Genomic DNA, 23,989 nt, shown 5'->3' on the forward strand with positions numbered 1-23,989 from the left:
GACCATTGTGTGCGCCGTCCGGGTGGTGGCCGCAAGCGGAGCTGCCTACGGTGGCAGGGTGAGCCCTACAACGGCACCGGCAGCGGGAGCCTGGCGCGACGCCCTCGTCGCGGTCCTGGCAGGCTTCGCGGTCATGGCGGTCGTCGCCTCCGCGGGGCTCGCCCTCGCCGGCGCCGGCGATCTGCCCGACGGCGCGTTCCCGCACGTGGTGGCCGCCGTCGTACTGATGGCCACGGGCGGCGCGGTCGAGGTGACGGGCGGGGCCGGCCTCCTGGCGGGGGCCGACGCGAGCCTGTCCGTGCTCCCCCTCTCCGTCAGCCTGGCCGGAGCGCTGACCACCGGCTGGCTCTTCCTGCGCCCGCTGCACAACCGGGCCGTGGCGGGCACGCGCGAACTGCTCGCCCGCGCCGCCCCCTTGGTGCTCCTCTGGCTGGTTGCGCTGACCGGCATCGCCCTGCTGGCCCGCCACAACTTCGCGATCTCCACCGGCGATTCGATCCTCGGCGACATCAGCGACGTACTCGACGCCGACCCGACGGTGGGCTTCGAGGCCGCGATCCCCGCCACCCTCGGCTTCGGACTGCTCTGGATCCTGGGCCTGTTGGTGATCGCCCTGCTGGTGTCCCGGCGCGCGCCGCTCCCGGCCGGGCTGGTCCGCTTCCACGCGGCGGTGCGGCCGGCGGCGTTCGCCGTGGTCGCACTGCTCCTCGCGTACGTCGTCGTCGGGATCGGCGTCGGCCTGGTGGTGGCGGGCACCCAGGGGCATGCCGACCGCACCCTGGCGGTGATCCTGCTGGGCCTGCCCAACCTGGTCTGGCCCGCCCTCACGCTCGGCTTCGGCGGGGCCTGGGAGGGCAAGGCCGAGGGGCCGTTCGGGCTGCCCGTACCGCAGGTCCTGGACGAGGTGCTGCGCGCCACGGGCCGGCGCTCCGGAAGCGCGCCGGACCTGTCCACCATCGACGTGGCCTCGCTCGCGGAGCGGGACTCCCGGGCCTGGTGGCTGGTCGTACTGGCCGTCGTCCTGCTGCTCGGCGCCGGCGCGCTGGCCGCCGCCCGCTCGCCCGCGCACGTCCGCCCCTGGCAGCACGCCCTCCACCTGGCCGTCGCCCTGGCGCTGGCCACCCTGGTGGTCTGCCTGCTGGCCCGGATCCAGGCCCAGTTCGGCCTCTCCCTGCTGGGCATCGGAGACGTGGACGACCTCGGCGGCGAGGTGGAGCTGCGCCCGCTGCTCTGGCGCACGGTCGGCCTCGCCTTCCTCGCGGGCGCGGCGGCGGGCTTCCTCGGCGCCCTGCTCCCCCGCCGCCGCAACGAACCCGGCCGCCCGGCCCCCGTGGACTCCGCCGGTCCCTCCGCGCACTGACCCCGCCGCCGCTGACCCCGCCGCCCGGCCCCGCCGCCCGACCCGGCCGCCTGTTGCGCCGTTCGAGTGAACAGTCGCACATCGTCTCATCGGGGGATCGTTTCCGCATGACACGCTCGTCTCCGTGAACATGACCAAAGGCCTGTTCCGGCCGCTCCACGCCGCTGGCCTGCTGGCCCTCTCCGCGCTCGCCCTGACCCTCTCCACGGCCCTCCCGACCCAGGCGACCGGCCCCGGAGGCCGCCACCTCTCCGGCGACACGGGACGCAAGGACGGCTCGGCCCAAGCGGTGTCCGTCAGCAGGGTGTTCTGCCCGCGCGGCACGGCCGTGCAGTCCGGCGGGTACTCGACCACCCGCTGGGACCACGGGCGCGACGGCACGCTCCGGCACACCGTCCTGGCCTCCCACCCCGTCGTCGACGCGGAGGGCCGCAAGGGCTGGTACGCCTCGGCCGCACACGCCGAGGTCACGGCCCACGTGGTGTGCACGCCCGCTGCCGACAACGAGAACCAGTAACCAGAACCGGACGGGCCGGGTATTGCGGCAAGCGGTGTCGAGGCGCGGCAGCCGTCCGCACCGTCACAACCTGTCGCTGGGTTCCCTCATCCCCTCAGCCGCGGGTTGCCGTTTCTCCCGGCTGGCGCCGGGTGGACCTCGCCCGGTTGCCGCAGCCGAGGGAACACCATGCCTGGTCACGGCGCCGTGCCAGGAAGAACATGCCGCAGCTGGGGGCGGGGCAGCGCCGCACCCGCTGACGGTCTGGACCCGCGGCCAGGACGAGCGTCTCGCGGGCGACGACGGCGTCTGCGCCGCCACCCTGCTCCTGCTGTGCGAGCGTGCCGTCGCCGGTCATCCGGAAGACGACGGGGGCGGACGAGGCGAGGTCGTTCAGGCGGGTCCGCAGGCTGTCGGTGAGCGGCCGCTGTGCGGCTGTCGCGTCCAGCGCGTCGCGGACCAACCCGCGCAGCTGCTCCAGCTCCTTCACGGACAGGGCGGCCAATCCGCGGTCGGCGGCGCGGGCGCGCCATCGACTGGTGAGTTCCCGGTCGGCGAGGAAGTCGACGTCGCCGCGCCCCTGGCCTGCGCCGACGACGACGGTGTTGGCCAGATCGAGGACCGGGTCCTCGCCGATCCACGGCATTTCCTGCAGGTCCCGGATGGTCATGCCCTCAATCTACTGGATTCAGGTCAGCAAACCCGTGATAGCTTCAGCTCACGGATTCGATCAGCAAAATCCGTGAGTCACGTGGTCGACGAAGGGTGATGCCATGAGTGCAACCATCGAGTACGTCAGGTTCGACACCGACGACCCCGCCTCCCTCACCGCCCACCGAAAGCAGCTCGTGGAACTGCTCAAGGAGCTCTACGGCGACGGCTTTCAGGGCGCCCACCTCGCCCAGTTCGACGACGGCACCGTTCTGGACTTCATCATCTGGTCGTCCGCCGCCGTCGCCGAGCGCGCGGCCAAGGAAATGCCGGCCCACCCCCGCGCACAGGGCTTCTTCAGCCGAATCGGCACGGTGCACGAGATGCGGCACGCTCAGGTACTGCACACCGCGTAGCCCCCGAGAACAAGGAGAATGACGCCGTGCCCTCGGCAGACGAACTACTCGGCGCGGACACCGTCGCCGACCTCGCCCGATGTCTTAAGCGAGCCGGTGACGGGATCACGGCGCATGAGACCCGGGGGTGCGGCGCCGTCCTGGACGGGCTGAGCTTCACCGAGCGTGTCGCCCTGATCAGAAATGCCGTCCTGGCCGATCTTCCGGCGGACTACCCGGCCTTCGCGAACGTGTTGCGCGCCGCACTGACGGACAGTGATTTCACCGGATGGATGATCTTCCCTGTCACCGAGGCCGTCGCCGTACGGGGTTCGGAGGCCTTCGAACCGGCGCTCGCCCTGCTGGCAGAGCTCACCCCGCGCCTGACCGCGGAGACCGCCGTCCGGCCCTTCCTCCGGGCCGACCTGGAACGCGCGCTCCACGTCATGACGCCGTGGACCGCGCATCCCGACCTCCACGTCCGCCGACTCGCCAGTGAGGGCACGCGGCCCAGACTGCCCTGGGCGCCGCAACTGCCGGAGCTGATCGCGGATCCGGCACCCGCGCTGCCCCTGCTCGACGCGCTGTACCGGGATGACTCCGAGTACGTCCGCAGATCAGTGGCCAACCACCTCAACGACATCAGCCGTGACCACCCCGACATCGCCGTTGGTGTCGCGGCGCGCTGGCTGAGCGACCCGGCACCGACGACGACCCGGTTGGTGCGGCACGGCCTGCGCACCCTGATCAAGTCCGGCCACGCCGATGCCCTTACGCTGCTCGGCCACTCCCCGGACAGTCCCGTCGCCGTCGAGGGCCCGCACGTCCACGCCGCGGAAATCCGGGTCGGCGACTATCTGCTGTTCGACTACTCGGTGACCAACACGCACGACCGGACCGCCCACCTCGTCATCGACTACGTCGTCCTCCACATGAAGGCGAACGGAACCCGAACCCCCAAGGTCTTCAAACTCGCCACGCGGTCCCTGGCTCCCGGCGAGACGTGGCGCGCGACGCGCAGACACTCCTTCAAGCCGATCAGCACGCGGCGCTACCACCCGGGTGTCCATCTGGTGCGGCTCCAGGTCAACGGCCGACCCCACGGGGAAGCCTCGTTCACGCTGCACTGCCGAGACGACCGCCTCGCATCCCCTTAGAACACCGGCAGCGCCCACCTGGGCGGTGGTGGCGGCGGCCCGTCGGAGGCCGCTCGGGCGGGCGGCCGGACGAACGCCGCCACGCCGGGGCTCACGCCCTCCCCCGCACCCGCGCGCCGCAGCGCCCCGGTGAACTCCAGGCAGCTCCCCCAGCGGTCCTCCGGCGCCTTCGCGAGGGCTCGCGCCAGTACCGCGTCCACCCCGGGGGGCAGGCCCTCCCGTCGCGAGGACACCGCGGGCGGCGGATCGTACTGGTGGGCCCAGAGCAGCGCCATGTCGTCGTCGCGCTGGAAGGGCGGGCCGCCGGCCAGGGTTTCGTAGACCACGCAGCCCAGGCTGTAGACGTCGCACCGTCCGTCGACCGGTTTCCCGGCGATCTGCTCGGGCGCCACGTAGTCCAGGGTTCCGACGAACTGCCCGACGCTCGTGAACCCGGTCAGGGACAGCGATTTCTTCGTCAGCCCGAAGTCCGTCAGGTAGACGTGCTCCGGGTGTTCGCTGTCCGTGCCCCCGGCGACCAGGATGTTGCCGGGTTTCACGTCCCGGTGCACCAGGTCGTGGGCGTGCGCCGCGTCCAGCGCCGAGGCGACCTGGCCGGCGATCCGGGCCGCCGCGTCCACGGGCAGCGGGCCCGTGCGGTCCAGCATGGCCCGCAGGTCCTGGCCGGCCACGTACCGCATGGCGATGTACAGCAGCCCCTCGGTCTCCCCCGCCTCGAAGACGGGCACGATGTGCGGGTGGTCGATGGCCGCCGCCACCTTCGACTCGTGTGCGAACCGCTGCCGGAAGACGTCGTTGCGCGCGAGTTCGGGCGCGAGCAGTTTCAACGCGACCGTCCGGTCCAGCCGCACGTCGTGCGCGCGGTAGACCACCGCCATCCCGCCGCGCCCGATCTCGGCCTCCACCACGTACCCGGCGATCCGCCGCCCCCGCAGGTCGGATGCCCGTCCGCGGAACGGCTCCGCACCCGGATCGGAGCCCATCAGCCCGCCTCCGGCCCGGGCAGCTCCACGATCTTCGTGGGCTCGTGCGGAACAGCTCGTACGTCGCCACCGCCCTCGGTGTCGGCTTCCTCCGGCGGCGTCTGCCGCGCGGGCGGGGCACCGGGTCCCGCGACGACCGCGTAGGTGGCCAGCCGGCTCCCGTCCCCGTACATCCACCGTCCCGCCGTCTCGTCGTAGAGCCACACCGACTCCCCGTCGACGACGACTCCGACGCGCAGTCCCCGCAGGGACCGCCGGAACGATTCGGGATCGATCCGCCCGGCCGCGAGATCGGTGACGGCCCGCCGGTAGCGCTCCAGCTCCTCGGCGCAGCGGGTCAGCAGCGGCTGCGGGTCCTCGACACGGCTCAGCGGGCGCCCGCCGGTCGGCGGGGGCTGCGGCACGGCGAGCAGCAGGCGTCCGTCCACCCAGGCGGACCACCCGTTGGCACACAGGATCTCCCCCCATTCCCCGCGGCGGGACAGCAGCCGTACCGGGAGGAAGGCGTCGAGCGGCACCGTCGGGCGGGACAGGTCCGGGGTCTCCCACGCGGGCAGGCCGTCCTGCGGGACGATGTGGGTGGGCCGGAAGTCCGCGGCTTGGCCGGGGCTGGTCATCGCGGCTACTTCCGCATGATGGCCGGCTCGTGGCGCCGCAGCACCCGGCCCGTCAGCACGCCGAACAGCACGGACAGGGCGGCCAGCATCCCCACCTCCAGGAGCCACAGGCGGGGCTTGTGATCGAACAGCGGATCCTGGGTGATCTTGCCGGGCACGATGGCGCCGAGGTCGATGGTGGCCGACATCGCGCCCATGGCCCAGCGGGCCGGCACGAACCAGGCGAACTGTTCGATGACGGCGACCCCGGTGAGCTTCAACAGGGAGCCGCAGAAGACGACCTGCACGATGGTGAGCAGGACCAGCAGCGGCATGGTGACCTCTTCCTTGGACACCAGGGCGGAGATCAGCAGTCCGAGCACCATGGCGGTGACGGACAGCAGGGCGACGACGAGGGTGATCTCGATCAGTGGTGGCATGAAGAGGCCCTTGCCGCCCGGAGCGTTGGTCTTGACGCCGGCGAGGCCGACCAGGGTGAGGACCACCGCCTGGGCGACGGTGACGGCGCCGAGGACGACCACCTTGGACATCAGGTAGGCGGACCGGGAGAGCCCCACGGCGCGTTCGCGCTGGTAGATGACGCGTTCCTTGACCAGTTCGCGGACGGCGTTGGCGGCTCCGGTCAGGACTCCGCCCACGCACAGGATGAAGAGGGCGTTGAGCGCCGTCTCGGCGGTGAGTTCACTGCCGGCCAGGGCGCGGGCCATGGCGCCCATGACGAACGGCAGCGCGACCATGATGATCAGGAAGGTGCGGTCGGCGCTGAGCACGGCGGCGTACCGGCGGATCAGGGTGGAGAGCTGCGAGCCCCAGCTCTGCGCCTTGGGCGGCGGCTTCGGCGGGACGCCCGCGGCGCGTTCGCCGGCCCCCGCGAGCGGGACCCGGTCCGCGACTTCGACGTAGCGGCGGTACAGCGGCGAGGCCCGGTGCTCCCCGGCCCAGTCGCGCTCGCGCTCGTTCTCGAAGGCTTCGAAGGCCTCGGGCCACTGGTCGAAGCCGAAGAAGCCGAGTGCCTCGTCGGGCGGCCCGTAGTACGCGACGCGGCCGCCGGGCGCGAGGACCAGGAGGCGGTCGCAGACGCTCAGGTTGAGCACGCTGTGGGTGACGACGATGACCGTGCGGCCGTCGTCGGCGAGGCCGCGCAGCATGTTCATCACCGAGCGGTCCATGCCCGGGTCGAGCCCGGAGGTGGGCTCGTCCAGGAAGAGCAGGGAGGGCTTGGTCAGCAGTTCCAGAGCGACGGAGACCCGTTTGCGCTGGCCGCCGGAGAGGCTGTGGATGGGCTGGTCGGCGCGCTGCTGGAGGCCGAGTTCACCGATCACCTCGTCGACGCGGGCCTCGCGTTCGGCCTTGGCGGTGTCCTGGGGGAAGCGCAGCTCGGCGGCGTAGGCGAGGGCGCGCCGGACGGTGAGCTGCGCGTGCAGGATGTCGTCCTGCGGGACGAGGCCGATGCGGCTGCGCAGTTCCGCGTAGTCCCGGTAGAGGTCGCGGCCGTCGTAGAGGACGGTGCCCTGGTCGGCGGGGCGCAGGCCGGTGAGTGCGCCGAGCAGGGTGGACTTGCCGGCGCCGCTGGGGCCCACCACGGCGAGCAGGGAGGTGGCGCCGACGGGGAAGGAGACGTGTTCGAGGAGGGTCTTGCGGCCGTGGTCGACGGCCACGCCGAGGTTCTGGACGTCGAGGGAGACCTCGCCGGTGTCCACGTACTCCTGCAGTTGGTCGCCGACCAGGCAGAAGGCGGAGTGGCCGATGCCGACGATGTCGCCCTCGCCGATGGCGGCGGCACCGGCGAGGCGGGCACCGTTGAGGTAGGTGCCGTTGTGGCTGCCGAGGTCGGCGATCTCGTACCTGCCGTCGGAGCGGGTGCGCAGTTCGGCGTGGTGGCGGGAGACCACGAGGTCGTCGATGACGAGGTCGTTGTCGGGGGCGCGGCCGATGCGGACGGCGGCCCGGGCGGCCAGCGGGCGGACCGAGGTCGGCCGCCGGAAGGTGCTGGTCATGTCCGGGCGGGAGACCGAGGCGGGGCCGGGGACGGCGGCGGGTTCGGCGAAGCGCACGCGCGGGCCGTCGGCGGCGCTGCCGAAGCGCAGTTCGCTGCCGACGCCGACCGCCCACTCGCGGACGCGGTGGCCGTCGACCCACGTGCCGTTGGTGCTGTCCTCGTCCTCCAGCGTCCAGTGGTCGCCGTCCGGACGCAGCACCGCGTGGTGCCAGGAGACGCGGGCGTCGTCGAGGCAGATCTCGCAGAGGGGGTCCCGGCCGACGTGGTACGTCCGGCGCGGGCTCATCTCGGTGGAGCCCCTGTCCGTTTCCAGGAGGAGCTCTGGCGCGGTCGGCACACTGGGGCGCTGGGCCATGGGGCGATTTTCCCACGATCCGGCGCGCCCGGCATAACCGCAGGTCAGATCGGCCTTATGGGTAATGACAACGGTCCCCGTTGCAGCCTTTGCCCATCGCCCCGAGGTGCGCTTCACTTCAGGCGACACGCATGTCGGCGAGGAGAAGCAGCCGGAAGCGGAATGCAGGCGGAAGCGACACACCACGACTCACGGGGGACGCCATGAGCGCGCACGACCACGCGCCGCACGACCACGACACCGTCCACGAAGGCAACGGCGGTCACAGCAGTCACGAGGGCCCCGGTCACGGTCACGCGGGCCACAGCCACGGGGTCGCCGCCGACGCCGACCGGCGCTGGCTCGGCATCGCGCTCGGCCTGATCGCGGGCTTCATGGCCATCGAGGTGGTCATCGGCGTCCTGGCGCACTCACTGGCCCTGATCTCCGACGCCGCGCACATGCTGACGGACGCCGTCTCGATCGTCCTCGCGCTGATCGCGATGCGGCTGGCCGCCCGGCCGGCCCGCGGAGGTTTCACGTACGGCCTCAAGCGCGCGGAGATACTCTCCGCGCAGGCCAACGGCCTCACGCTGCTGCTGCTGGCGGTCTGGCTGGCGTACGAAGCCGTACGGCGGCTGCTCGATCCGCCTCCCGTGGAGGGCGGGCTGGTGCTGGTGACGGCGCTCGCGGGCATCGTCGTCAACATCGTGGCGGCCTGGTGCATCTCGAAGGCGAACCGCACCTCCCTGGCCGTGGAGGGCGCCTACCAGCACATCCTCAACGACCTGTTCGCCTTCATCGGCACCGCCGTCGCCGGTCTGATCGTGCTCACCACCGGCTTCCGGCAGGCCGACTCGATCGCCTCGCTCGTCGTGGTCGTCCTGATGGTCAAGGCGGGCTACGGGCTGGTCCGCGAGTCCGGCCGGATCCTGCTGGAGGCCGCCCCGGCCCACGTGGACCCGGACACGGTAGGCGACCGCCTGGTCGGGCAGCCCCCGGTCACCGAGGTCCACGACCTGCACATCTGGACCATCACCTCCGGACAGGCCGCCCTGTCCGCACACGTCCTGGTGGCCCCGGAGGGCGACTGCCACGCAGTGCGCCGGGACCTGGAGGCCCTGCTGGCGAAGGAGTACGGGATCACGCACACCACCCTCCAGGTGGACCACGCCCAGGACTCCCTCCTGACGGTCGGCCGCCCCGGCGAGGACCGGGTCGCCGACACGCACTGCACCGACGCCCACGGCCCGGTCCACCGGCAGGGTCGGCACGACCACTGAGGGGCACCCGGACGGGGTAGGGATGGGGCCGTGACCACGAAGCGCAGCGCCGGGCTCCTCCTCTACAGGCCGGCCGGTACGACGGACGACGGCCCCGCCGCGCGATCCGTCGAGGTACTGCTCGGCCATATGGGCGGCCCGTTCTGGGAGCGCCGCGACGCCGGCGCCTGGTCGATTCCGAAGGGCGAGTACGGGCCCGAGGAGATCCCGCGCGACGCGGCCCGCCGGGAGTTCGAGGAGGAGGTCGGGCTGCCGCCGCCGGAGGGTCCGTACCTGCCGCTGGGCGAGGTGCGGATGATCGGCGGGAAGCTGGTGACCGTCTGGGCGGTACGGGCGGACCTGGATCCGGACCTCGCGGTGCCCGGCACCTTCACGATGGAGTGGCCGCCGAAGTCGGGGCGGACGGAGGAGTTCCCCGAGCTGGACCGGGTGGCGTGGTTCGCACCCCCGGTGGCCAGGACCAAGCTGGTGGTGTCTCAGATCCCCTTCCTGGAACGGCTGTTGACGCTTCTGGAGAACGAGTGTTGACCTGACCTTTACTTGCCAACAAACGCCACCTGCATGGACATTGCACGTATGACGAACGTCGTGCTGGTGGGAACCCTGGACACCAAGGGTGTGGAGTACGGCTGGTTGCGCGAGAAGCTGCTGCGCGCCGGCGTCGAAGTGATCACGGTCGACACAGGAATCATGAACGAGCCCCGGGTGCCCGCCGACGTACCGCGCGAAGCGGTGGCGCGGGCCGCGGGAACGGAACTGTCCGAGCTGCGCGCGGCCGCCGACCGGGGCGCGGCCGTCACCACGATGGCCCGGGGCGCCGAAGCGACCCTGTTACGCCTGCACGCCGAAGGCCGGCTGCACGGAGTCCTCGCGATCGGCGGCAGCGGCGGGACCTCCATCGCCACCCGGGCGATGCGCGCCCTGCCGCTCGGCGTTCCGAAGGTGATGGTCTCCTCGATGGCGTCCGGGGACGTGGCCCCGTACGTCGGATCGGCGGACATCACCATGATGTACAGCGTCGTGGACATCGCGGGTATCAACAGCGTCTCCGCCCCGGTCCTGGCCAATGCCGTCGCGGCCGTCGTCGGGATGGCCGAGGCCTTCGCACGCTCCGCGACGGAGCCGCACCGGCCGTCCCCGCTGGGCTCGGGGTCCCGGCCGCTGATCGCGGCGAGCATGGCGGGCGTGACCACGACGGGCGTGGACGCGGCCCGGGAACGGCTGACCGGACTCGGCTACGAAGTACTGGTCTTCCACGTCAGCGGCACCGGCGGCCGGACCCTGGAGACCCTGGCCGGCCAGGGGGTCTTCGCCGGCGTCCTCGACCTCACCCTCAGCGAGCTCGCCGACGACCTGTGCGGCGGCATCCTGACCGCCGGGCCCGACCGGCTCATCGCCGCCGGGCGGGCCGGGATCCCGCAGGTGGTGAGCCTGGGGGCACTGGACATGGTGAAGTTCGGTCCGCTGGAGAACCTGCCCGAACGGGTCCGGCACCGGCGGATCCACGTCCACAACCCCTCGATCACGGTCGTCCGTACGACCGGGGCCGAGTGCGCGGAACTGGGCCGCCGGGTCGCCGCCAAACTCCGTGCGGCCACCGGCCCCACCGCCGTCTGCATACCCCTGCGCGGACTGTCCACGCTCGGCGCCCCCGGCGGGCCCTACCATGACCCCGACGCCGACCGTGCGCTGTTCTCGGCGCTGCGCGACGGCCTGCGGGGCAGTGCCGCCCGGATCCACGACCACGACACCCACATCAACGATCCGGACTTCGGGCGGGCGGCGGCCGACCGGCTGCACTCCATGATCGGGGCGCGGGCCGCGGCGGTCTGACCCGCCGGGGAGGGTGCGGTGTCCCCGACAGGGAACCGGCCGTGGCGGAAATGTGTCCCAGGTGGTGGCCGGTCCCCTGGAAGGAGCGGCTCCGGGGCGCGGTCACGCCACGGCAAGGGGGAAGGCATGAACGGCGTGTGGTCGGTTCCCGGTTACGCGGAGGTCCGCGAGCTCGGTTCGGGCGCCAGCGGCCGCGTGGTCCTCGCGGTCCACGAGGGCACCGGCACGGCCGTCGCGGTGAAGTACCTGAACGACCGGATGCTCGAAAACCCGGTCTTCGTCCGGGAGTTCCGGGCGGAGGCCCAGCTGCTCGGCGCCCTGCGGTCCCCGTACGTGGTCGGGCTGTACGAGTACGTCGAGGCGCCCGGCGGGGCCGCCATCGTCATGGAGCTCGTGGACGGCATCCCGCTGAACGCCCTGCTCAAGCAGTGCGGACGGACGGGACCGGAAGCGGCGCTGGTGCTGCTGAAGGGCTCCCTGCTGGGGCTGGCCGACGCCCACCGGGCCGGTGTGGTCCACCGGGACTACAAGCCGGCGAACGTCCTGGTCGCGGCCGACGGCACCTCCAAACTGGTGGACTTCGGCATCGCCACCCCCCTGGGCACCACGCCCGGGGCGGCCGGTACGCCCGCGTACATGGCCCCGGAGCAGTGGCAGGGCCGGCCCGCCTCGCCCGAGGCCGACGTGTACGCGGCGACGGCGACCTTCTTCGAATGCCTGACGGGCCGCAAGCCCTACGACGGGCAGAACTTCGCGGAACTCGCCGTCCAGCACATCGAGGCCCCGGTCCCGGAGACCGAGGCGCCCGAGCCGGTCCGCCCGCTGATCCGGCGGGGACTGGCGAAGGCTCCCGAACAACGGCCCGAGGACGCCGACGCGTTCGTCACGGAACTGGAGGCCGTGGCCCTGGCGGCGTACGGGCCCCAGTGGGAGGAGCGCGGACAGCGCAAGCTGGCCGCGCTGGCGGCCCTGCTGCCGCTGCTGTTCCCCTCCGCGGGCGCCCCGGCGCAGGGCGTCACCGCGCTGGCCACGACCGTCCTGCCGGCGCCGCCCGCGCCCTGGACCCCGGGCCGGCGCGGCCTGCTCGCGGCCGGGGCGGCGCTCGTGCTCGGCCTGGTGACCGTTCTCGGCTACCAGGCGATGGGCTCGGAGCCGGGCGGCGCGAAGGCACTGAACGCGTTCGCGACGTCGAGCGCGTCGGCGCCGGGCCCGGCCTCCCCGGCGCCCGCACCGACCCCGTCGGCCTCACCGACGCCGGTGCCGACACCGTCCGCGTCGGCATCCGCGTCACCGTCGGCCGGCCCGAGTCCGGGCTACACGACGCCGCCCCCGACACCTACGCCGACACCGAAGCCGACCTGGACGGTGACCAAGCCGCCGACGCCGTCCCCGACCCCCACACCGACCGCGACCCCGAAGGTCAAGATCTCCGCGGTGAACGTCACCTCCTTCCGGCAGACGGCCCCGGGTACCGCCGAGGCCTCCTTCACCGTCGACAGCGACGGCGCCGGCCCGTACACCCTGGTCGTCGAGTGGTTCACCGGTGACGACAAGGGCGCCCTGACCGTCCCCGACGGGAGCCAGAGCATCGAGTTCGGAGCCGGAAGCCCCGGCACGCGGACCCTCACACACACCTTCACGCAGGGCGCCGGCTGCTCCTGGAGCGTCCGCGCCACCACCAAACCGGCCGCCGCCAACCAGAGTTCCGTCCAGAGCATCTACATCCGGGGGTGCAAGCCGGCATGAGCGATCCGCACGCCCCGCAGGGCGACGACGACTACAGCGCCACCGTCCTCGGCAGCCACTGGATCACCGGTCCGGCCCGGGACCCGGAGCGGACCGAGCGGCTCGACCCCACGGGCGCGGCCGGACGGACCGGCCCGACCGCGCGGTTCGACGTACCGGTCGGGGCCGTGCCGGACCGGATCGAGGGGTCGGTCCTGCGCTTCGGGCCGGGCGTGACGGCCGCGCTGCCCGCGCCGTTCCCGCTGTTCCCCGGCGCGGCCCCCCGCCGCCGCCGGAGCGAATGGCGGCGCTACACCCTGGCCGCCGTGATCCTGATCGGGGTCCTCTGCTACCTGGGCTGGCAGCGCTACGGCCCGGCCCTGGAGGTCCGGGACGTGGTGGTGACCACCGAGGCCGAGGGCCCCGGCTGCGACGGCACCGCCGACGTGGTGGCCGTCGTACGGACCAACGGCCGGCCGGGGGTCCTCACGTACCGCTGGCTCCGCAGTGACGGCACGCGGTCGGAGCAGCTCACCGAGCGCGTACCGAGCGGGCGGACCGAGGCCCGGGTCCACCTGCTGTGGACCTTCCAGGGCGCGGGCACCTACCCGGCGAAGGCCGAGCTCGAACTCGTCTCGCCCGCACGGCGGACGGCCGCGGCGGAGTTCACGTACCGCTGCCGGCCGTAGAGGGCCGGTGCCGCGGGGAGACAACGGTTCACGAACGACCGCCGAGACGCGCCCCGGCGGGCACGCGGATCACCGCGAGCCCGCCGTCGAGGTCGACGCGGGACCGGGGCGGGGCGCCGTCCTCCTCGTCGTCGCGCATGATCAGCGCGCTCTGCCGCTCCTTGAGCTCGTTCTGCTTGCCCGGAGAGAAGCTCGCGTGCAGTTGCTCGAAGCCGGTAGAAGACATCTGCCCCTTGCGGCCGTTCCAGCGCCAGGGCAGCAGACCGGCGCGGCCCGCGCGCTCCAGCGTGAGATCGAGGAAGGCCATGGCGGTGAGCAGCAGCGCCAGCCCCGGGAGGGGCATGAAGACGACGAAGGCCATGACCCGACCTTAGGCCCCGTCCTCCTTTCGGCCAACGGGCCGAACCCGCAGACCCGTCCTTTCGGCCGGGACGGTCGTGGCCGTGCGGCCGAGGCGCCGGTGCCCCTGTCCCTGGTTGACTCGATTGTGTTGGCGAGGGCATCAGGGACGGCCCTCACGGCACCCTTGCTGCCACGTTCCAGCCGGCGATACACCCCAACGGAACGTGGCCGTCCCGCACGGATGCCAAGTCCGCGCGGGAGGCCCGCAGCCGCTTTGGGGAGTGGCTGCGGGCCGTCTTGCATGCCCGTCCGCGGCGGGCGGCTCCCTCGGCCCGGGCCGCTCCTTCTTCAGAAGCGGGCGTGGGCGGTGATGTCCGCCGCGAACTCCCCCGTCATCGCCGGGGTCACCGTCGGCCGGCACTGCGCCACCGCCGCCAGGTAGTCCGCCGTGCTCGCGCCCAGTTGGGCCGCCGCCGCGCCGCGCGCGCCCACCGCCTCCAGGTCCCGCTCGAAGGACACCTGCGCCGCGATCCGCGCCGCGTGCTCGATGTCCGCCGGCGTGAACAGCTCGCTCGCCTCGACCAGCGCCGCCACGTCCACATCGGGACGGCCCGCCGTGTACCGGGACCAGATCGCGGCGCGGGCGCCCGCGTCCGGGGTGCCGATCGGGATCAGGTAGTCGAAGCGGCCGGGGCGCAGGAAGGCCGGATCGAGGGAGCGGATGGAGTTGGTCGCGCAGACCAGCAGCCGTTCGTCGCCCTCGCGGAAGCCGGGTATCAGCTTGAGCAGCTCGTTGGTCACCCCGTGGATCCCGCCGGGCTGGGCGGGCTCGGTGCGCACGGGCGCGATCTCCTCGACCTCGTCGATGAAGACGAGCACCCGTTCCAGCTCCGCGATGCGGGCGAACGCGTCGCGCAGCGCGGCCGCGAGGTTGCCCTCGTCGGCGAGGCGGGAGGGCAGCAGTTCCACGAAGGGCCAGCCGAGCCGGGAGGCGATTGCCCGGGCGAAGGTGGTCTTCCCGGTGCCGGGCGGGCCGAAGAGGGTGATGGCGCGCGGCGGCCGCACCCCGTGCGCGGCGGCCCGCTCGGGCTCGGCGAGCGGCAGCACCACGCGCCGCTCGATGAGGTCCTTCTCCGTCTCCATGCCGGCGACCTTGGCCCACAGGTCGTTCGGCAGGAACCGGCCGCCGAGGTCGTCCAGGAGACCGGCGGCCGGACCGTGCAGCGGCTCGGTCTTCTCGAAGTAGGCGACGGCGGGCTGGCGGGTGTACCCGGCGTTGAGCAGGCCCTCGCCGAGCAGGTCCTCCTCGGGCAGCACGTACGCGATGCGCCCGACGCGGGCGGCGATGAGCCGCCGCTCCAGCTCCACGAGCAGCGCGCTGGCCAGGCCGCGGCCGCGCCAGCCGGCCGCGATGGCGATGCGCATGACCCAGGCGCGTTCGCCGGTGACGCAGGCGAGGGCGGCACCGATGGGGACGCCCTGGTGGACGGCGACCACACACGGCTGCCGGTCGGTGAGGGCGCTGATGCATTCGGCGAGTGAGAAGACCGACTCCTGGCCGAGTTCGGCCGTGGTGTCGATCAGATGGACAACGGCCGCGAGATCGCTCTCGCGGTAGTCGTGGATCAGCCAGTTCACCGGGTACCGCCCCTCGTTCGTGCTCCTGCGTGCCTGCCGCGTGCCTGTTGCGCACCTTGCTGCCGCGAGGCTAGGGGCGGGCGGGCCCCTCGATCACGCTCCGTCATGCACAACACCCGGTCCGGGAACCCTCCGTATCGTCCATAGACTGGTGGTTTCCGCCGAACAGCTGCCCGAGGATCCGTACGCGTTCATGACTTCCCACATATCCACCGGCATCCGACGGCCGCATCTCGTGTGGCAGGCCCCCGTCCTCTGGACCCTGGCGCTCGGGCTGTGGGGGCTCTCCCGGCAGAACAGCGTGTGGCGGGACGAGGCGGCGACCTGGCAGGTGGCGGAACGCTCCCCCGGTGAGATCTGGCACCTCCTCGGAAACGTGGACGCGGTCCACGGCCTGTACTACCTGCTGATCCACGGGCTCTTCGAGGTGTTCGGAGCGAGCACGACCACCCTGCGCCTTCCCTCGGTACTGGCGGTGGCGGTCGCCGCCGGCTGTGTGGCGCTGATCGGGCGCCGGCTGGCGGGCCCGTGGGCGGGGCTGGGCGGCGGGCTGGCCCTCGGGCTGCTGCCGGCCGTGCAGTTCCAGCTCCAGGAGGGCCGGTCGTACGCGCTGATCGCGGGCGGGGCCGGCCTGTCGACGCTGCTGCTCGTCTCGCTGATCGCCGCCGCCGGAGCCGGGGGTGGGGCGGAGACCGGAGCCGGCCCCGAGCGCCGGACCTGGCCGCGCTGGACGGCGTACGGGGCCCTCGTGCTGGTCTGCGCCCTGCTGAACTGGTTCTCCCTGCTGATCCTGCCCGCCCACGCCGTGACCCTGTGGTGGGCGCGGGCCCGGCGCGGTGTCGTGGCTCCCTGGCTGCTCGCCTCGGCGGCGGCCGTGACGGGGGCGCTGCCGCTGATCCTGTTCAGCCGGACCCAGTCCGGCCAGGTCTCCTGGATACCGCCGCTGACCTGGCACATGATGATCGGCCCGGGCGTCCTGCTGGCGGTCGGCGTGCTGTGTGCGGGGGCGGACCGCCGGAACGGGCCGCGCACCGGCCTCCCGGCCCGCCTGACGGCCGCCTCGGTCGGGCTGCCGCTGCTGGCGGTGCCCCTGCTGGGGCTGGCCGCCGCCTCCCTGGTCCAGCCGCTGTTCCTGGACCGGTACGTGCTCTTCTCCATGCTGGGGCTGGCCCTGCTGATCGGTGCGGCGCTGGGCGCGGCCGTACGGGCCCTCGCGCCCCGGTATCCGAGGGCGTCGGGCGTGCTCGTGCCGGCCGTGGTCGCCGTCTCGGCGGTGGCGCTGCTGCCCGTGGCCCTGGCCGACAGGTCCCCGGCCAGCCGCGTGGACGACGTACTCGCGGTGGCCGGGGAGGTGTCCGTGCTGAAGCGGGACGGCGACGCGGTGCTCTTCGTCCCGGCGGCCCGGCGGGACACCGCACTGGTCTCGCCCGGGTCGTTCGCCGGCCTGAAGGACATCGCGCTGGCCCTCGGCCCCGCGGAGTCGGGCACCCTCAAGGGCGAGGAGGCCGCCCCGGCACGGATCTCGGCGGCCCTGCGGGAGCAGCGGCGCGTCCTCCTGGTGACGGACGCGCGGAAGGTGGCGAAGCCCTCGGGCTCCCCGGCCGACCGGGCGAAGGCGGCCGTCCTGCGGTCGGAGTTCACCGTGGTGGAGGACCGGGAGGTCCGCGGCCGCCGGGTGACGGTGTACGAGCGGCGCGGCTGATCGGCCCGTTCCGCTCCCAGCTCGGTGAAGGGCGGCGGATCGGTCCGGGGTGGGGCGGAACAGGCCGGGCAGGGTGTCCACGGGGCGGCGGCCATCCGGTCGCCGGGGACCCGCCGGTGATTCACAGAGGATTCACATGGAATCCCCGACTCCGGTCACAGGTTCCCCGGCGAGGGTCGGAGCATGATCCAGCGCCTCCGCTCCCGACCGGACCGCCGCTCCCGCGCCCGTGGCCGTGGCCGTGGCCGGCGCGCTGGGCGGATCCTGCTCGCCCTGGCCACCATGACGGCCCTGCTCAGCGTGGACGTCCCCGACGCGCCGGCCGAACCGCCGCTCGGCGTCACGATCACCGCCGCGGCCGACACGACGGCCGGGCGGGTCGGCGCGCTCTTCGCGGGCGGCCTGGACGGCGGCCACTTCTGCACCGCCTCCGTGGTGCGCAGCCGGGACCGGGACGTGATCGCCACCGCCGCGCACTGCCTGGACGGCCTGGACACCACCTACTTCGCCCCGGGCTACCGCGACGGCAAGGCCCCCTACGGCCTGTGGAAGCTGACCGGCATGTACGCGGCCCCGGGCTGGACGGACGGCGAGGACCCGGACGACGACATCGCCTTCGCGACGGTGGCCCCGGTGGACGGCCCGCAGGACAGCGGGCAGGGCAGCGGGCAGGACGGACGTCGGATCGAGGACGTGGTCGGCGGCTTTCCGGTCGTGGCGGAGCAGCCGGCCGAGGCCACGGTGTCCGTCGTGGGCTACCCGAGGCGCGGCGAGTCCCCGCTGTACTGCGCCAACGCCACGACCCTGCTCTCCGGGACCCAGCGCCGCATCGAGTGCCCGGACCTCACGGGCGGCACCAGTGGCAGCCCCTGGCTCGTCGGCGGCGCCCTGGCGGGCGTCCTCGGGGGCTACGAGGGCGGCGGGACCGTGCCGGAGGTCTCCTACAGCGCGGTCATGGGCGACCGGGCCGTCGAGCTCTACCGCGAGGCGTCCGGCATCGGCTGAGCCGGGCCGTCCGCACCCGCCGCCGGGCGGTCAGCGGCCGGCGGCGGGGCCGACCGGGGCGGGGGCCTCGAACCAGGTCGGCTCGTCCCGCAGGGCCTGGCGGATCCGGTCCACCGCGAAGGACTCGAGCGGCTCCGGCAGCGCGTCCGGTGCGAACCAGGCCACCTCCAGCGACTCGTTGTCGTTGACGCGCGCCTCCCCGCCCGTGGCCCGGCAGAGGAAGGTGATGTCCTGGAACTGGCAGACGTCCCCGTTCGGGTAGGTGATCGGCGGGAGCATCTGCACCAGCACCACCCGCTCCGGTACGCACCGCACGGCGGTCTCCTCGTACACCTCGCGCACCGCCGTGTCGGCCGGCTGCTCCCCCGGCTCCGCGATCCCGCCGACGACCGACCACCGTCCGGTGTCGGCGCGCCGGCCCAGCAGGAACCGCCCCCGGTCGTCGACCACGACGGCGGTCACCCCGGGCAGCAGCAGCAACTGGTGCCCGGCGGTGGCGCGCAGGGTGCGGATGAAGTCAGGTGTGGTCATTCGCCCGCCCCTGCGAAGACCCGTGCCGACCGGGCTGACCGGACGGACCGGACGGACCGGCGGGCGAACGACCAGCCGAGTCCGGCCGCGGCCACGGCCAGCAGGAGGTACTCGGCGAGCGGGCCGAAGCGGGTGGCAGGGGTCTGCGCGGAGCGCAGCGGGATCTCCGCGACCAGGGCGTCGGCCGTGAACATCTTCGTCTGCTGCACGATCTCGCCGTCGGGACGGATCACGGCGCTGACCCCGCTGGTGACGGGCACCAGGACGGTCCGGCTGTGCTCCACGGCCCGGACCCGGTCCATGGCGAGCTGCTGGTAGGTCATCTCGGTGCGGCCGAAGGTGGCGTTGTTGCTGGGCACCGCGATGACCTGGGCGCCGGCCCGGACGGTGGAGCGGACGGCGTCGTCGAAGGCGGCTTCGTAGCAGGTGACCATGCCGACCCCGCTGCCCGCCATGTCGAAGACCCCGGGCTCCTTGCCGGGGCCGAAGTCCCGCCGCACCCGGTCCACGTCGGAGCTGAAGAGCCGGACGAAGGAGCGCATCGGGATGCGCTCGCCGAAGGGCTGGATCTTGCGCTTGTCGTAGGTGTCGACGGGGCCCTTGACCGGGTCCCACAGGATCATCGTGTTGCGCAGCGGGCCGGTCTCCGGGGCCAGTACGGAGCCGATGGCGACGGGCACCCCGATGGTCTTGACCGCCTTGTCGATGACGGCGTAGGCGTCGGGCTCGGCGTACGGGTCGATGTCGGAGGAGTTCTCCGGCCAGACGACGAAGTCCGGTTTCGGCACCTTGCCGAGCTTGATGTCCTCGGCGAGCTGGATCGTGCGGTTGGCGTGGTTGTCCAGCACCTGGCGGCGCTGCGCGTTGAAGTCGAACCCGGCGCGCGGGACGTTGCCCTGGATGACGGCGGCCACCACGGTGCCGTCCTCGGCCGCGTCGGAGACCAGCGGCCCGGCTGCCAGCGCCCCGGCGAGCGGGGCGGCCACGGCGGTGGCGGCGAGCAGCGCGGCGGTGGCCCGGCGGGTGTCGGCGCCGACGCGCACGACCTCGTACAGCCCGAAGCCGCACAGGACCACGGCGAAGGAGAGCAGCGGGGTGCCGCCGAGCGCGGCGAGCGGCAGGAAGACCCCGTCGGGCTGGCCGAAGGCCAGCTTGCCCCAGGAGAAGCCGCCGAAGGGGGCCCGGGCGCGCAGCGCCTCGCCGGCGATCCAGACGGCGGCGCCCCACAGCGGCCAGCCGGGGAGCCGGCTGACGAGGGCGATGCCGAGGGTGGTGAGGCCGATCAGGAGGGATTCGAGGGTGACCAGGGCCAGCCACGGCACGGGACCGACGCCCTCGCCGGTCCAGACGAGCAGCGGCAGCAGGAAGCCGAGCCCGTGCAGCACGCCGAGGCCGAACCCGGCCCGGGCGCGGCGCCCGTACAGGCACCAGCCGAGCAGGGCGAGGGCCATGGGTGCCAGCCACCACAGGGGGCGGGGCGGGAAGCTGAGGTAGAGGAGCACTCCGGAGAGGACGGCGAGCGCGGGACGCGCCAACCGGTCGGCCCACCGCCGCGCGGGTGAGCCCTCCACGACCCCGGCCTCGGGCGCTCGAGTCGGCACGCCGGCCCCTTGGGGTTCGTTCCCGGCTTCGTTCCCGGCTTCGTTCCCGGCCGCGCGGGTCGCACTGCTGCTCATCTGGCGGAGTGTACGTCCCCTCCCTGTGCCGGCGGCGGAGTCAGTGGGCCAGGGCACGCAGATGGGTGCGGATCACACGGACCGCGTTCTCCGCGTCGTCGACCGTGACGGTGAAGAGCTTGCCGTCGCCGAGGCGCAGTTCCAGGCCCTCGCCGCGCCGGACGATGATGGCGGTACCGCGCTCGGGGCGCCAGCGGTAGCCCCAGCCGCCCCATTGCTGCGGGGTGATCGAGGGCACGTACTCGGCCGCCTCCACCTCCGCGAGCCGGATCCTGCGGCGCGGCAGCCCGATGTGCCCGCAGCGCACCTCGATGGCCTCGGCGTCCACGATGACGGCGGCGTGCACGAAGGCGAGGGTGCCGAAGAGGATGAGCAGGCCGGCGGCGAGGCAGCCGATCACCGCCATGAGCAGCGCGACGATGCCGGCGCCCCAGGCGTGGCCGACGGCGAGCTGGATGCCGAGCGCCAGACAGGCCGCACCGGCTCCGGCGAGGATCCACTGCACGCGGTTTGAGGCCCGGCCCGTCCAGAGCGGCCCCGGGGGGTGACCCGTCATGTGTAGCAGCGTACTCACGTTCCCCACGGACGCCACCGGCCTCTTGACCTGAATCGCGCTTGAGGTCCTACGGTCGCGGACATGACGAACAGCGAGGCGGCAGAGATGTCAGGGCACACGATCCCGGAGCGCTATCGCACGGCGGTGGTGCCGCACATCATGGTGGCCGACGCGGTCGGCGCCCTGGATTTCTACGTACGGGCCTTCGGGGCCGTGGAGGAATACCGGCTGGACGCACCGGGCGGCGGCGTCCTGCACGCGGAGATCCGCGTCGGCGGGGCGGTGCTGATGCTCGGCGACACCGCCGACGGCGGGTTCACCGCGCCGACGGCGCTGGGCGGGACGTCGGTGGCGCTGCACGTGTTCGTCGCGGACGTGGACGGACTCGTCCGGAGGGCCGCGGCGGCGGGCGCGGAAGTGCTGCAGGAGCCCGCGGACCAGTTCCACGGCGACCGGACGGCCCACCTGCGAGACCCGTACGGACACACGTGGATCTTCTTGACCCACCTGGAGGACATGTCGGGGGAGGAAGTGGCACGCCGGCTGGCCGGGACCGCTTGACCGGGACGTCCGGGCCGGGCTGGGCCTGGCCAGGCCCAGCCCGGCTTGGACGAGCTAACCGGGCAGCAGGCCGACGAGCGCGTCCCGCAGGCCCGGGCGGCGGACGGTCATGAAGCGGTGCAGGGTCCGGGAGCCGAACGCCACCCGCTGGGCGCTGCGGCGGCGCTCGCCTTCGTACGCGCGCAGTGCGGCGGGCAGGCCGCCGGGGCCGTGGGCGGCGACGGCACGGGTGAGGGCCTCCGCGTCGAGGAGCGCGGTACAGGCGCCCTGGCCGAGGTTCGGGGTCATGGCGTGCGCCGCGTCGCCGACCAGGGCGACCGGTCCGGACCCGGCCGTGCGGGTGAAGGAGGGCAGCGCCGGGTGCAGGTGGCGCATCCGGTAGCGGATCCAGGTCTGCGGGTCGGTGTCGGCGAGCACGCGCGGGATGGGGTCGTGCCAGTCGGCGAAGGCGGCCCGCAGTTCCTGGGCCGTGGTGGCCTCGGGAACGGTGGCGTACCAGTTGGTGCGGCCCGGTTCGACGGGGGTCATCCCGAAGAAGCGGCCCCTGCCCCAGGTCTCGCCGTAGACGCCGGTCTCGAATCCGGCGGTGCCGATCCAGGCCGTCGAGCCGAGCTCGCGCGGCCGGCTCCGACCCCCGAAGCGGGCGGATCGGACGGCGCTGTTGATCCCGTCGGCGCCCACGAGGAGGTCGGCGCCCCGCGCGGCCGAAGCGTCGTGGGCCTGAGCGTCGTGGGCCTGAGCGTCGTACGCCTGGCCGTACGCGATCTCCGTGCCGCCGAGCCGCACCAGCTCGGCGAGGAGCGCGTCGATCAAGTAGGGCCGCGAGATGAGCAGTTCGGGTCGGCCCGCCTAGCGTTCGATCCGCTCCAGCGGGAGCGCGGCCAGTACCCGGCCGTCGGGGCGCCGGATCCGCGCGTCGCGGTACGGGACCGCGCGCGCCCGGAGCGCCCCGCCGAGGCCGAGCCGGTCGAGGGCCGCCTGGGCCGCAGGGTGGATGCCGAAGGCGGTTCCGTACCGCTCCGGATCGGCCCGGCGCTCCAGAACGGTCACCGCCCAGCCGGCCCGGCGCAGGCCGATGGCGGTGGCGAGACCACCGACCCCGGCGCCGACGACCACCGAGCGCCCCTCCCCGCCCTCCCCGCCCATGTCCTCGATATTCGCGCCCACGACGCACCCCCGTTCGAGTCACTCCCACGCGACAACCACCACATCCGTGGTAACCACATCTGTGGTACCACGGATGTGGTTATGCTGGCAACGTGAACCAGGACCGAAGGGACCGGCTGCGGGACGCGGCCATCGCGGTGCTCGCCGAGGCGGGCGGACGGGGTCTGACGCACCGGGCCGTCGACGCCGCGGCCGACGTGCCGCTCGGCACCGCCAAGAACTACTTCCCGACCCGCGACGCGCTGCTGCGCGCGGTCGCCGGGCGCTGCCTGGAGCAGTACCGGGCACTCGCCGACCGGCTCGCGGGGGCCGGACCCGGACCCGCCGACCGGGCCGGACTCGCCGCGCTGCTCGCCGGACTGCTCCGCGATACGGCCGGCCCCGGGCGGCCGCGCGTGGTGGCCTACTTGGAGCTCCAGGCCGAGGCCACCCGACGGCCGTGGCTGGCGGAGCTGCTGGACCCGATCGCGGCGGCGGACTTCGCGGCGTTCGGACACCTGCTGGCCACTGCCGGGCTGCCGGCCGGTCCGGAGCACGCCCGCGCCCTCACCCTCTCGCTGCACGGAGCCGTCCCCCACCTCCTGACGGGTGCCCCGGACACCCTGGCCGCGGCCGGGCTCGCCGACCTGGACGCCTTCACCCGCGGGATGCTGGACCGCGTGTGCCCCGAACCGCAGGAGGAGACCCCGTGACCACCCGGCTCGACCGCGCCGTCGGCGCCGTGCTCGGCTCGGCGGCCGGGGACGCGCTCGGCGCGCCCTACGAGTTCGGCCCCGCCGGGCAGTTGAGCGCCCTCGGCAAGGAGATGTGCGGGGGCGGCGGCTGGGATCCGGGCGAGGCCACCGACGACACGCAGATGGCGGTGCTGGTCGGGGAATCCCTGCTGGAGTGCGGCGGACTCGAACTCCCCGACGTCTTCGAGCGGTTCCGCCGCTGGGCCGCCGGGGACCCCAAGGACATCGGGCTGCAGACGGAGATCGTGCTGACCGGCGGCGACCCGTGGGACCTGGCAGCCGCGCTGCACTTCCAGACCAACGCGCGGGCGGCGGGCAACGGTTCCCTGATGCGCGCCTCGACCTCGGCGGTGTACTTCGCTCCGGCGGGACGGACGGCGACCATGGCCGCCGCCCGGCGGATCGCCGCGCTCACCCACGGGGACCGGGCGGCTTGGGGCCTGTCGTCAAAATCCCGTCGTCGCCCGAAGGGCGGCCACGCGGCGTCTGGTGCGTGCTCTCGGCGCGCCGGGCGGAAGCCCGCGTACTGGACGTACTCGGGCTTTCGCCCGGTGC

The 23,989-nt window shown here is 73.5% G+C and carries 22 protein-coding genes and 2 pseudogenes; 14 read left to right on the forward strand and 10 right to left on the reverse strand.

Features of this window, described 5'->3' with window-relative positions:
* Positions 1–58 precede the first annotated feature (58 nt).
* Both AC6CKD_RS17960 and AC6CKD_RS17965 read left to right on the forward strand, forming a co-directional pair.
* Positions 59–1,360 carry a streptophobe family protein gene (locus AC6CKD_RS17960; RefSeq protein WP_498328465.1) on the forward strand — a complete coding sequence of 434 codons (1,302 nt, stop codon included), beginning with the start codon at positions 59–61 and terminating at the stop codon, positions 1,358–1,360.
* 124 nt (positions 1,361–1,484) lie between these two features.
* Entirely contained in the window at positions 1,485–1,877 is a 393-nt protein-coding gene (locus AC6CKD_RS17965) for a hypothetical protein (RefSeq protein WP_498328466.1), read from the forward strand.
* A 94-nt stretch (positions 1,878–1,971) separates the two neighbouring features.
* Here AC6CKD_RS17965 and AC6CKD_RS17970 read toward each other — a convergent pair whose 3' ends face one another.
* Positions 1,972–2,526: an ABATE domain-containing protein gene (locus AC6CKD_RS17970; protein ID WP_498328467.1), complete on the reverse strand. Its 555-nt coding sequence runs from the start codon at positions 2,524–2,526 to the stop codon at positions 1,972–1,974.
* A 103-nt stretch (positions 2,527–2,629) separates the two neighbouring features.
* Here AC6CKD_RS17970 and AC6CKD_RS17975 point away from each other — a divergent pair, with 103 nt between their 5' ends.
* Positions 2,630–2,923 carry a hypothetical protein gene (locus AC6CKD_RS17975; protein ID WP_498328468.1) on the forward strand — a complete coding sequence of 98 codons (294 nt, stop codon included), beginning with the start codon at positions 2,630–2,632 and terminating at the stop codon, positions 2,921–2,923.
* Between the two features lie 26 nt (positions 2,924–2,949).
* Positions 2,950–4,059: a DNA alkylation repair protein gene (locus tag AC6CKD_RS17980; protein ID WP_498328469.1), complete on the forward strand. Its 1,110-nt coding sequence runs from the start codon at positions 2,950–2,952 to the stop codon at positions 4,057–4,059.
* Here the strand turns inward: AC6CKD_RS17980 and AC6CKD_RS17985 are convergent.
* From AC6CKD_RS17985 to AC6CKD_RS17995, 3 genes are read right to left on the reverse strand one after another with little or no spacing between them, the layout of a single operon-like run.
* Complete coding sequence (locus AC6CKD_RS17985) at positions 4,056–5,042, reverse strand: serine/threonine-protein kinase (protein WP_498328470.1); 987 nt, start codon at positions 5,040–5,042, stop codon at positions 4,056–4,058. The two genes, AC6CKD_RS17980 and AC6CKD_RS17985, sit on opposite strands and share 4 nt — an antisense overlap.
* A complete protein-coding gene (locus AC6CKD_RS17990; protein ID WP_498328471.1) occupies positions 5,042–5,659 on the reverse strand; it encodes a hypothetical protein in 618 nt (205 codons plus the stop codon). Before AC6CKD_RS17990 ends, AC6CKD_RS17985 begins: the two co-directional genes overlap by 1 nt.
* 5 nt (positions 5,660–5,664) lie before the next feature.
* Positions 5,665–8,013, reverse strand: a complete 2,349-nt coding sequence (locus AC6CKD_RS17995; RefSeq protein WP_498328472.1) for an ABC transporter ATP-binding protein/permease — start codon at positions 8,011–8,013, stop codon at positions 5,665–5,667.
* Positions 8,014–8,216: 203 nt separating this feature from the next.
* On the opposite strand from AC6CKD_RS17995, the gene AC6CKD_RS18000 reads away from it, so the two are divergent.
* The 5 genes from AC6CKD_RS18000 (at position 8,217) to AC6CKD_RS18020 (ending at position 13,522) form a co-directional block, all read left to right on the forward strand.
* Complete coding sequence (locus AC6CKD_RS18000; RefSeq protein ID WP_498328473.1) at positions 8,217–9,275, forward strand: cation diffusion facilitator family transporter; 1,059 nt, start codon at positions 8,217–8,219, stop codon at positions 9,273–9,275.
* Positions 9,276–9,305: 30 nt separating this feature from the next.
* A complete protein-coding gene (locus tag AC6CKD_RS18005; RefSeq protein WP_498328474.1) occupies positions 9,306–9,803 on the forward strand; it encodes an NUDIX hydrolase in 498 nt (165 codons plus the stop codon).
* 48 nt (positions 9,804–9,851) lie between these two features.
* Positions 9,852–11,108, forward strand: coding sequence for a Tm-1-like ATP-binding domain-containing protein (locus tag AC6CKD_RS18010; protein WP_498328475.1), 1,257 nt, complete (start codon positions 9,852–9,854; stop codon positions 11,106–11,108).
* 126 nt (positions 11,109–11,234) lie between these two features.
* The gene (locus tag AC6CKD_RS18015) at positions 11,235–12,854 is read left to right on the forward strand and encodes a serine/threonine-protein kinase (RefSeq protein WP_498328476.1); all 1,620 of its coding nucleotides are present in this window, start codon (positions 11,235–11,237) and stop codon (positions 12,852–12,854) included.
* Entirely contained in the window at positions 12,851–13,522 is a 672-nt protein-coding gene (locus AC6CKD_RS18020; RefSeq protein ID WP_498328477.1) for a hypothetical protein, read from the forward strand. The genes AC6CKD_RS18015 and AC6CKD_RS18020 overlap by 4 nt, the downstream gene beginning before the upstream one ends.
* A gap of 28 nt (positions 13,523–13,550) precedes the next feature.
* Here the strand turns inward: AC6CKD_RS18020 and AC6CKD_RS18025 are convergent, their stop codons facing one another.
* Both AC6CKD_RS18025 and AC6CKD_RS18030 read right to left on the reverse strand, forming a co-directional pair.
* On the reverse strand, positions 13,551–13,883 hold the full coding sequence (locus AC6CKD_RS18025; RefSeq protein WP_498328478.1) for a DUF6191 domain-containing protein: 333 nt from the start codon (positions 13,881–13,883) through the stop codon (positions 13,551–13,553).
* A gap of 329 nt (positions 13,884–14,212) precedes the next feature.
* On the reverse strand, positions 14,213–15,502 hold the full coding sequence (locus AC6CKD_RS18030; protein ID WP_478690814.1) for an ATP-binding protein: 1,290 nt from the start codon (positions 15,500–15,502) through the stop codon (positions 14,213–14,215).
* Positions 15,503–15,695: 193 nt separating this feature from the next.
* On the opposite strand from AC6CKD_RS18030, the gene AC6CKD_RS18035 reads away from it, so the two are divergent.
* Together AC6CKD_RS18035 and AC6CKD_RS18040 are read left to right on the forward strand one after the other, a co-directional pair.
* Positions 15,696–17,204: a glycosyltransferase family 39 protein gene (locus AC6CKD_RS18035; RefSeq protein ID WP_498328479.1), complete on the forward strand. Its 1,509-nt coding sequence runs from the start codon at positions 15,696–15,698 to the stop codon at positions 17,202–17,204.
* A gap of 183 nt (positions 17,205–17,387) precedes the next feature.
* The gene (locus AC6CKD_RS18040; protein ID WP_498328480.1) at positions 17,388–18,209 is read left to right on the forward strand and encodes a trypsin-like serine peptidase; all 822 of its coding nucleotides are present in this window, start codon (positions 17,388–17,390) and stop codon (positions 18,207–18,209) included.
* 30 nt (positions 18,210–18,239) lie between these two features.
* Here AC6CKD_RS18040 and AC6CKD_RS18045 read toward each other — a convergent pair whose 3' ends face one another.
* The 3 genes from AC6CKD_RS18045 to AC6CKD_RS18055 are packed head-to-tail and all read right to left on the reverse strand — an operon-like array spanning position 18,240 to position 20,972.
* Positions 18,240–18,740 carry an NUDIX hydrolase gene (locus AC6CKD_RS18045; protein ID WP_498328481.1) on the reverse strand — a complete coding sequence of 167 codons (501 nt, stop codon included), beginning with the start codon at positions 18,738–18,740 and terminating at the stop codon, positions 18,240–18,242.
* Entirely contained in the window at positions 18,737–20,416 is a 1,680-nt protein-coding gene (gene lnt / locus AC6CKD_RS18050; protein WP_498328482.1) for an apolipoprotein N-acyltransferase, read from the reverse strand. Before lnt ends, AC6CKD_RS18045 begins: the two co-directional genes overlap by 4 nt.
* A 40-nt stretch (positions 20,417–20,456) precedes the next feature.
* A complete protein-coding gene (locus AC6CKD_RS18055; RefSeq protein WP_498328483.1) occupies positions 20,457–20,972 on the reverse strand; it encodes a hypothetical protein in 516 nt (171 codons plus the stop codon).
* Positions 20,973–21,053: 81 nt separating this feature from the next.
* On the opposite strand from AC6CKD_RS18055, the gene AC6CKD_RS18060 reads away from it, so the two are divergent.
* The gene (locus tag AC6CKD_RS18060; RefSeq protein WP_498328484.1) at positions 21,054–21,533 is read left to right on the forward strand and encodes a VOC family protein; all 480 of its coding nucleotides are present in this window, start codon (positions 21,054–21,056) and stop codon (positions 21,531–21,533) included.
* A 54-nt stretch (positions 21,534–21,587) separates the two neighbouring features.
* On the opposite strand, the pseudogene AC6CKD_RS18065 reads toward AC6CKD_RS18060, so the two are convergent.
* A pseudogene (locus AC6CKD_RS18065) lies at positions 21,588–22,679 on the reverse strand (FAD-dependent oxidoreductase).
* A gap of 113 nt (positions 22,680–22,792) precedes the next feature.
* Between AC6CKD_RS18065 and AC6CKD_RS18070 the strand changes: the two are divergent.
* On the forward strand, positions 22,793–23,392 hold the full coding sequence (locus AC6CKD_RS18070) for a TetR/AcrR family transcriptional regulator (protein ID WP_498328485.1): 600 nt from the start codon (positions 22,793–22,795) through the stop codon (positions 23,390–23,392).
* Positions 23,389–23,871 (forward strand): annotated as a pseudogene (locus AC6CKD_RS18075) (ADP-ribosylglycohydrolase family protein); the annotation flags it as partial. The gene AC6CKD_RS18070 and the pseudogene AC6CKD_RS18075, both read left to right, overlap by 4 nt.
* Between the last annotated feature and the right edge of the window lie 118 nt (positions 23,872–23,989).

This window comes from Streptomyces sp. GQ60, from assembly GCF_059758875.1.

What these genes read in the sequence shown, in the direction of transcription:
- AC6CKD_RS18025 (WP_498328478.1), bottom strand. Translation starts at nt 13,883, where the DNA reads ATGGCCTTCGTCGTCTTCATGCCCCTCCCGGGGCTGGCGCTGCTGCTC.
- AC6CKD_RS18060 (WP_498328484.1), top strand. Translation starts at nt 21,054, where the DNA reads ATGACGAACAGCGAGGCGGCAGAGATGTCAGGGCACACGATCCCGGAG.
- AC6CKD_RS18040 (WP_498328480.1), top strand. Translation starts at nt 17,388, where the DNA reads ATGATCCAGCGCCTCCGCTCCCGACCGGACCGCCGCTCCCGCGCCCGT.
- AC6CKD_RS18015 (WP_498328476.1), top strand. Translation starts at nt 11,235, where the DNA reads ATGAACGGCGTGTGGTCGGTTCCCGGTTACGCGGAGGTCCGCGAGCTC.
- lnt (WP_498328482.1), bottom strand. Translation starts at nt 20,416, where the DNA reads ATGAGCAGCAGTGCGACCCGCGCGGCCGGGAACGAAGCCGGGAACGAA.
- AC6CKD_RS17995 (WP_498328472.1), bottom strand. Translation starts at nt 8,013, where the DNA reads ATGGCCCAGCGCCCCAGTGTGCCGACCGCGCCAGAGCTCCTCCTGGAA.
- AC6CKD_RS18055 (WP_498328483.1), bottom strand. Translation starts at nt 20,972, where the DNA reads ATGACGGGTCACCCCCCGGGGCCGCTCTGGACGGGCCGGGCCTCAAAC.
- AC6CKD_RS17975 (WP_498328468.1), top strand. Translation starts at nt 2,630, where the DNA reads ATGAGTGCAACCATCGAGTACGTCAGGTTCGACACCGACGACCCCGCC.
- AC6CKD_RS18010 (WP_498328475.1), top strand. Translation starts at nt 9,852, where the DNA reads ATGACGAACGTCGTGCTGGTGGGAACCCTGGACACCAAGGGTGTGGAG.
- AC6CKD_RS18000 (WP_498328473.1), top strand. Translation starts at nt 8,217, where the DNA reads ATGAGCGCGCACGACCACGCGCCGCACGACCACGACACCGTCCACGAA.
- AC6CKD_RS18020 (WP_498328477.1), top strand. Translation starts at nt 12,851, where the DNA reads ATGAGCGATCCGCACGCCCCGCAGGGCGACGACGACTACAGCGCCACC.
- AC6CKD_RS17970 (WP_498328467.1), bottom strand. Translation starts at nt 2,526, where the DNA reads ATGACCATCCGGGACCTGCAGGAAATGCCGTGGATCGGCGAGGACCCG.
- AC6CKD_RS17990 (WP_498328471.1), bottom strand. Translation starts at nt 5,659, where the DNA reads ATGACCAGCCCCGGCCAAGCCGCGGACTTCCGGCCCACCCACATCGTC.
- AC6CKD_RS17985 (WP_498328470.1), bottom strand. Translation starts at nt 5,042, where the DNA reads ATGGGCTCCGATCCGGGTGCGGAGCCGTTCCGCGGACGGGCATCCGAC.
- AC6CKD_RS18045 (WP_498328481.1), bottom strand. Translation starts at nt 18,740, where the DNA reads ATGACCACACCTGACTTCATCCGCACCCTGCGCGCCACCGCCGGGCAC.
- AC6CKD_RS18035 (WP_498328479.1), top strand. Translation starts at nt 15,696, where the DNA reads ATGACTTCCCACATATCCACCGGCATCCGACGGCCGCATCTCGTGTGG.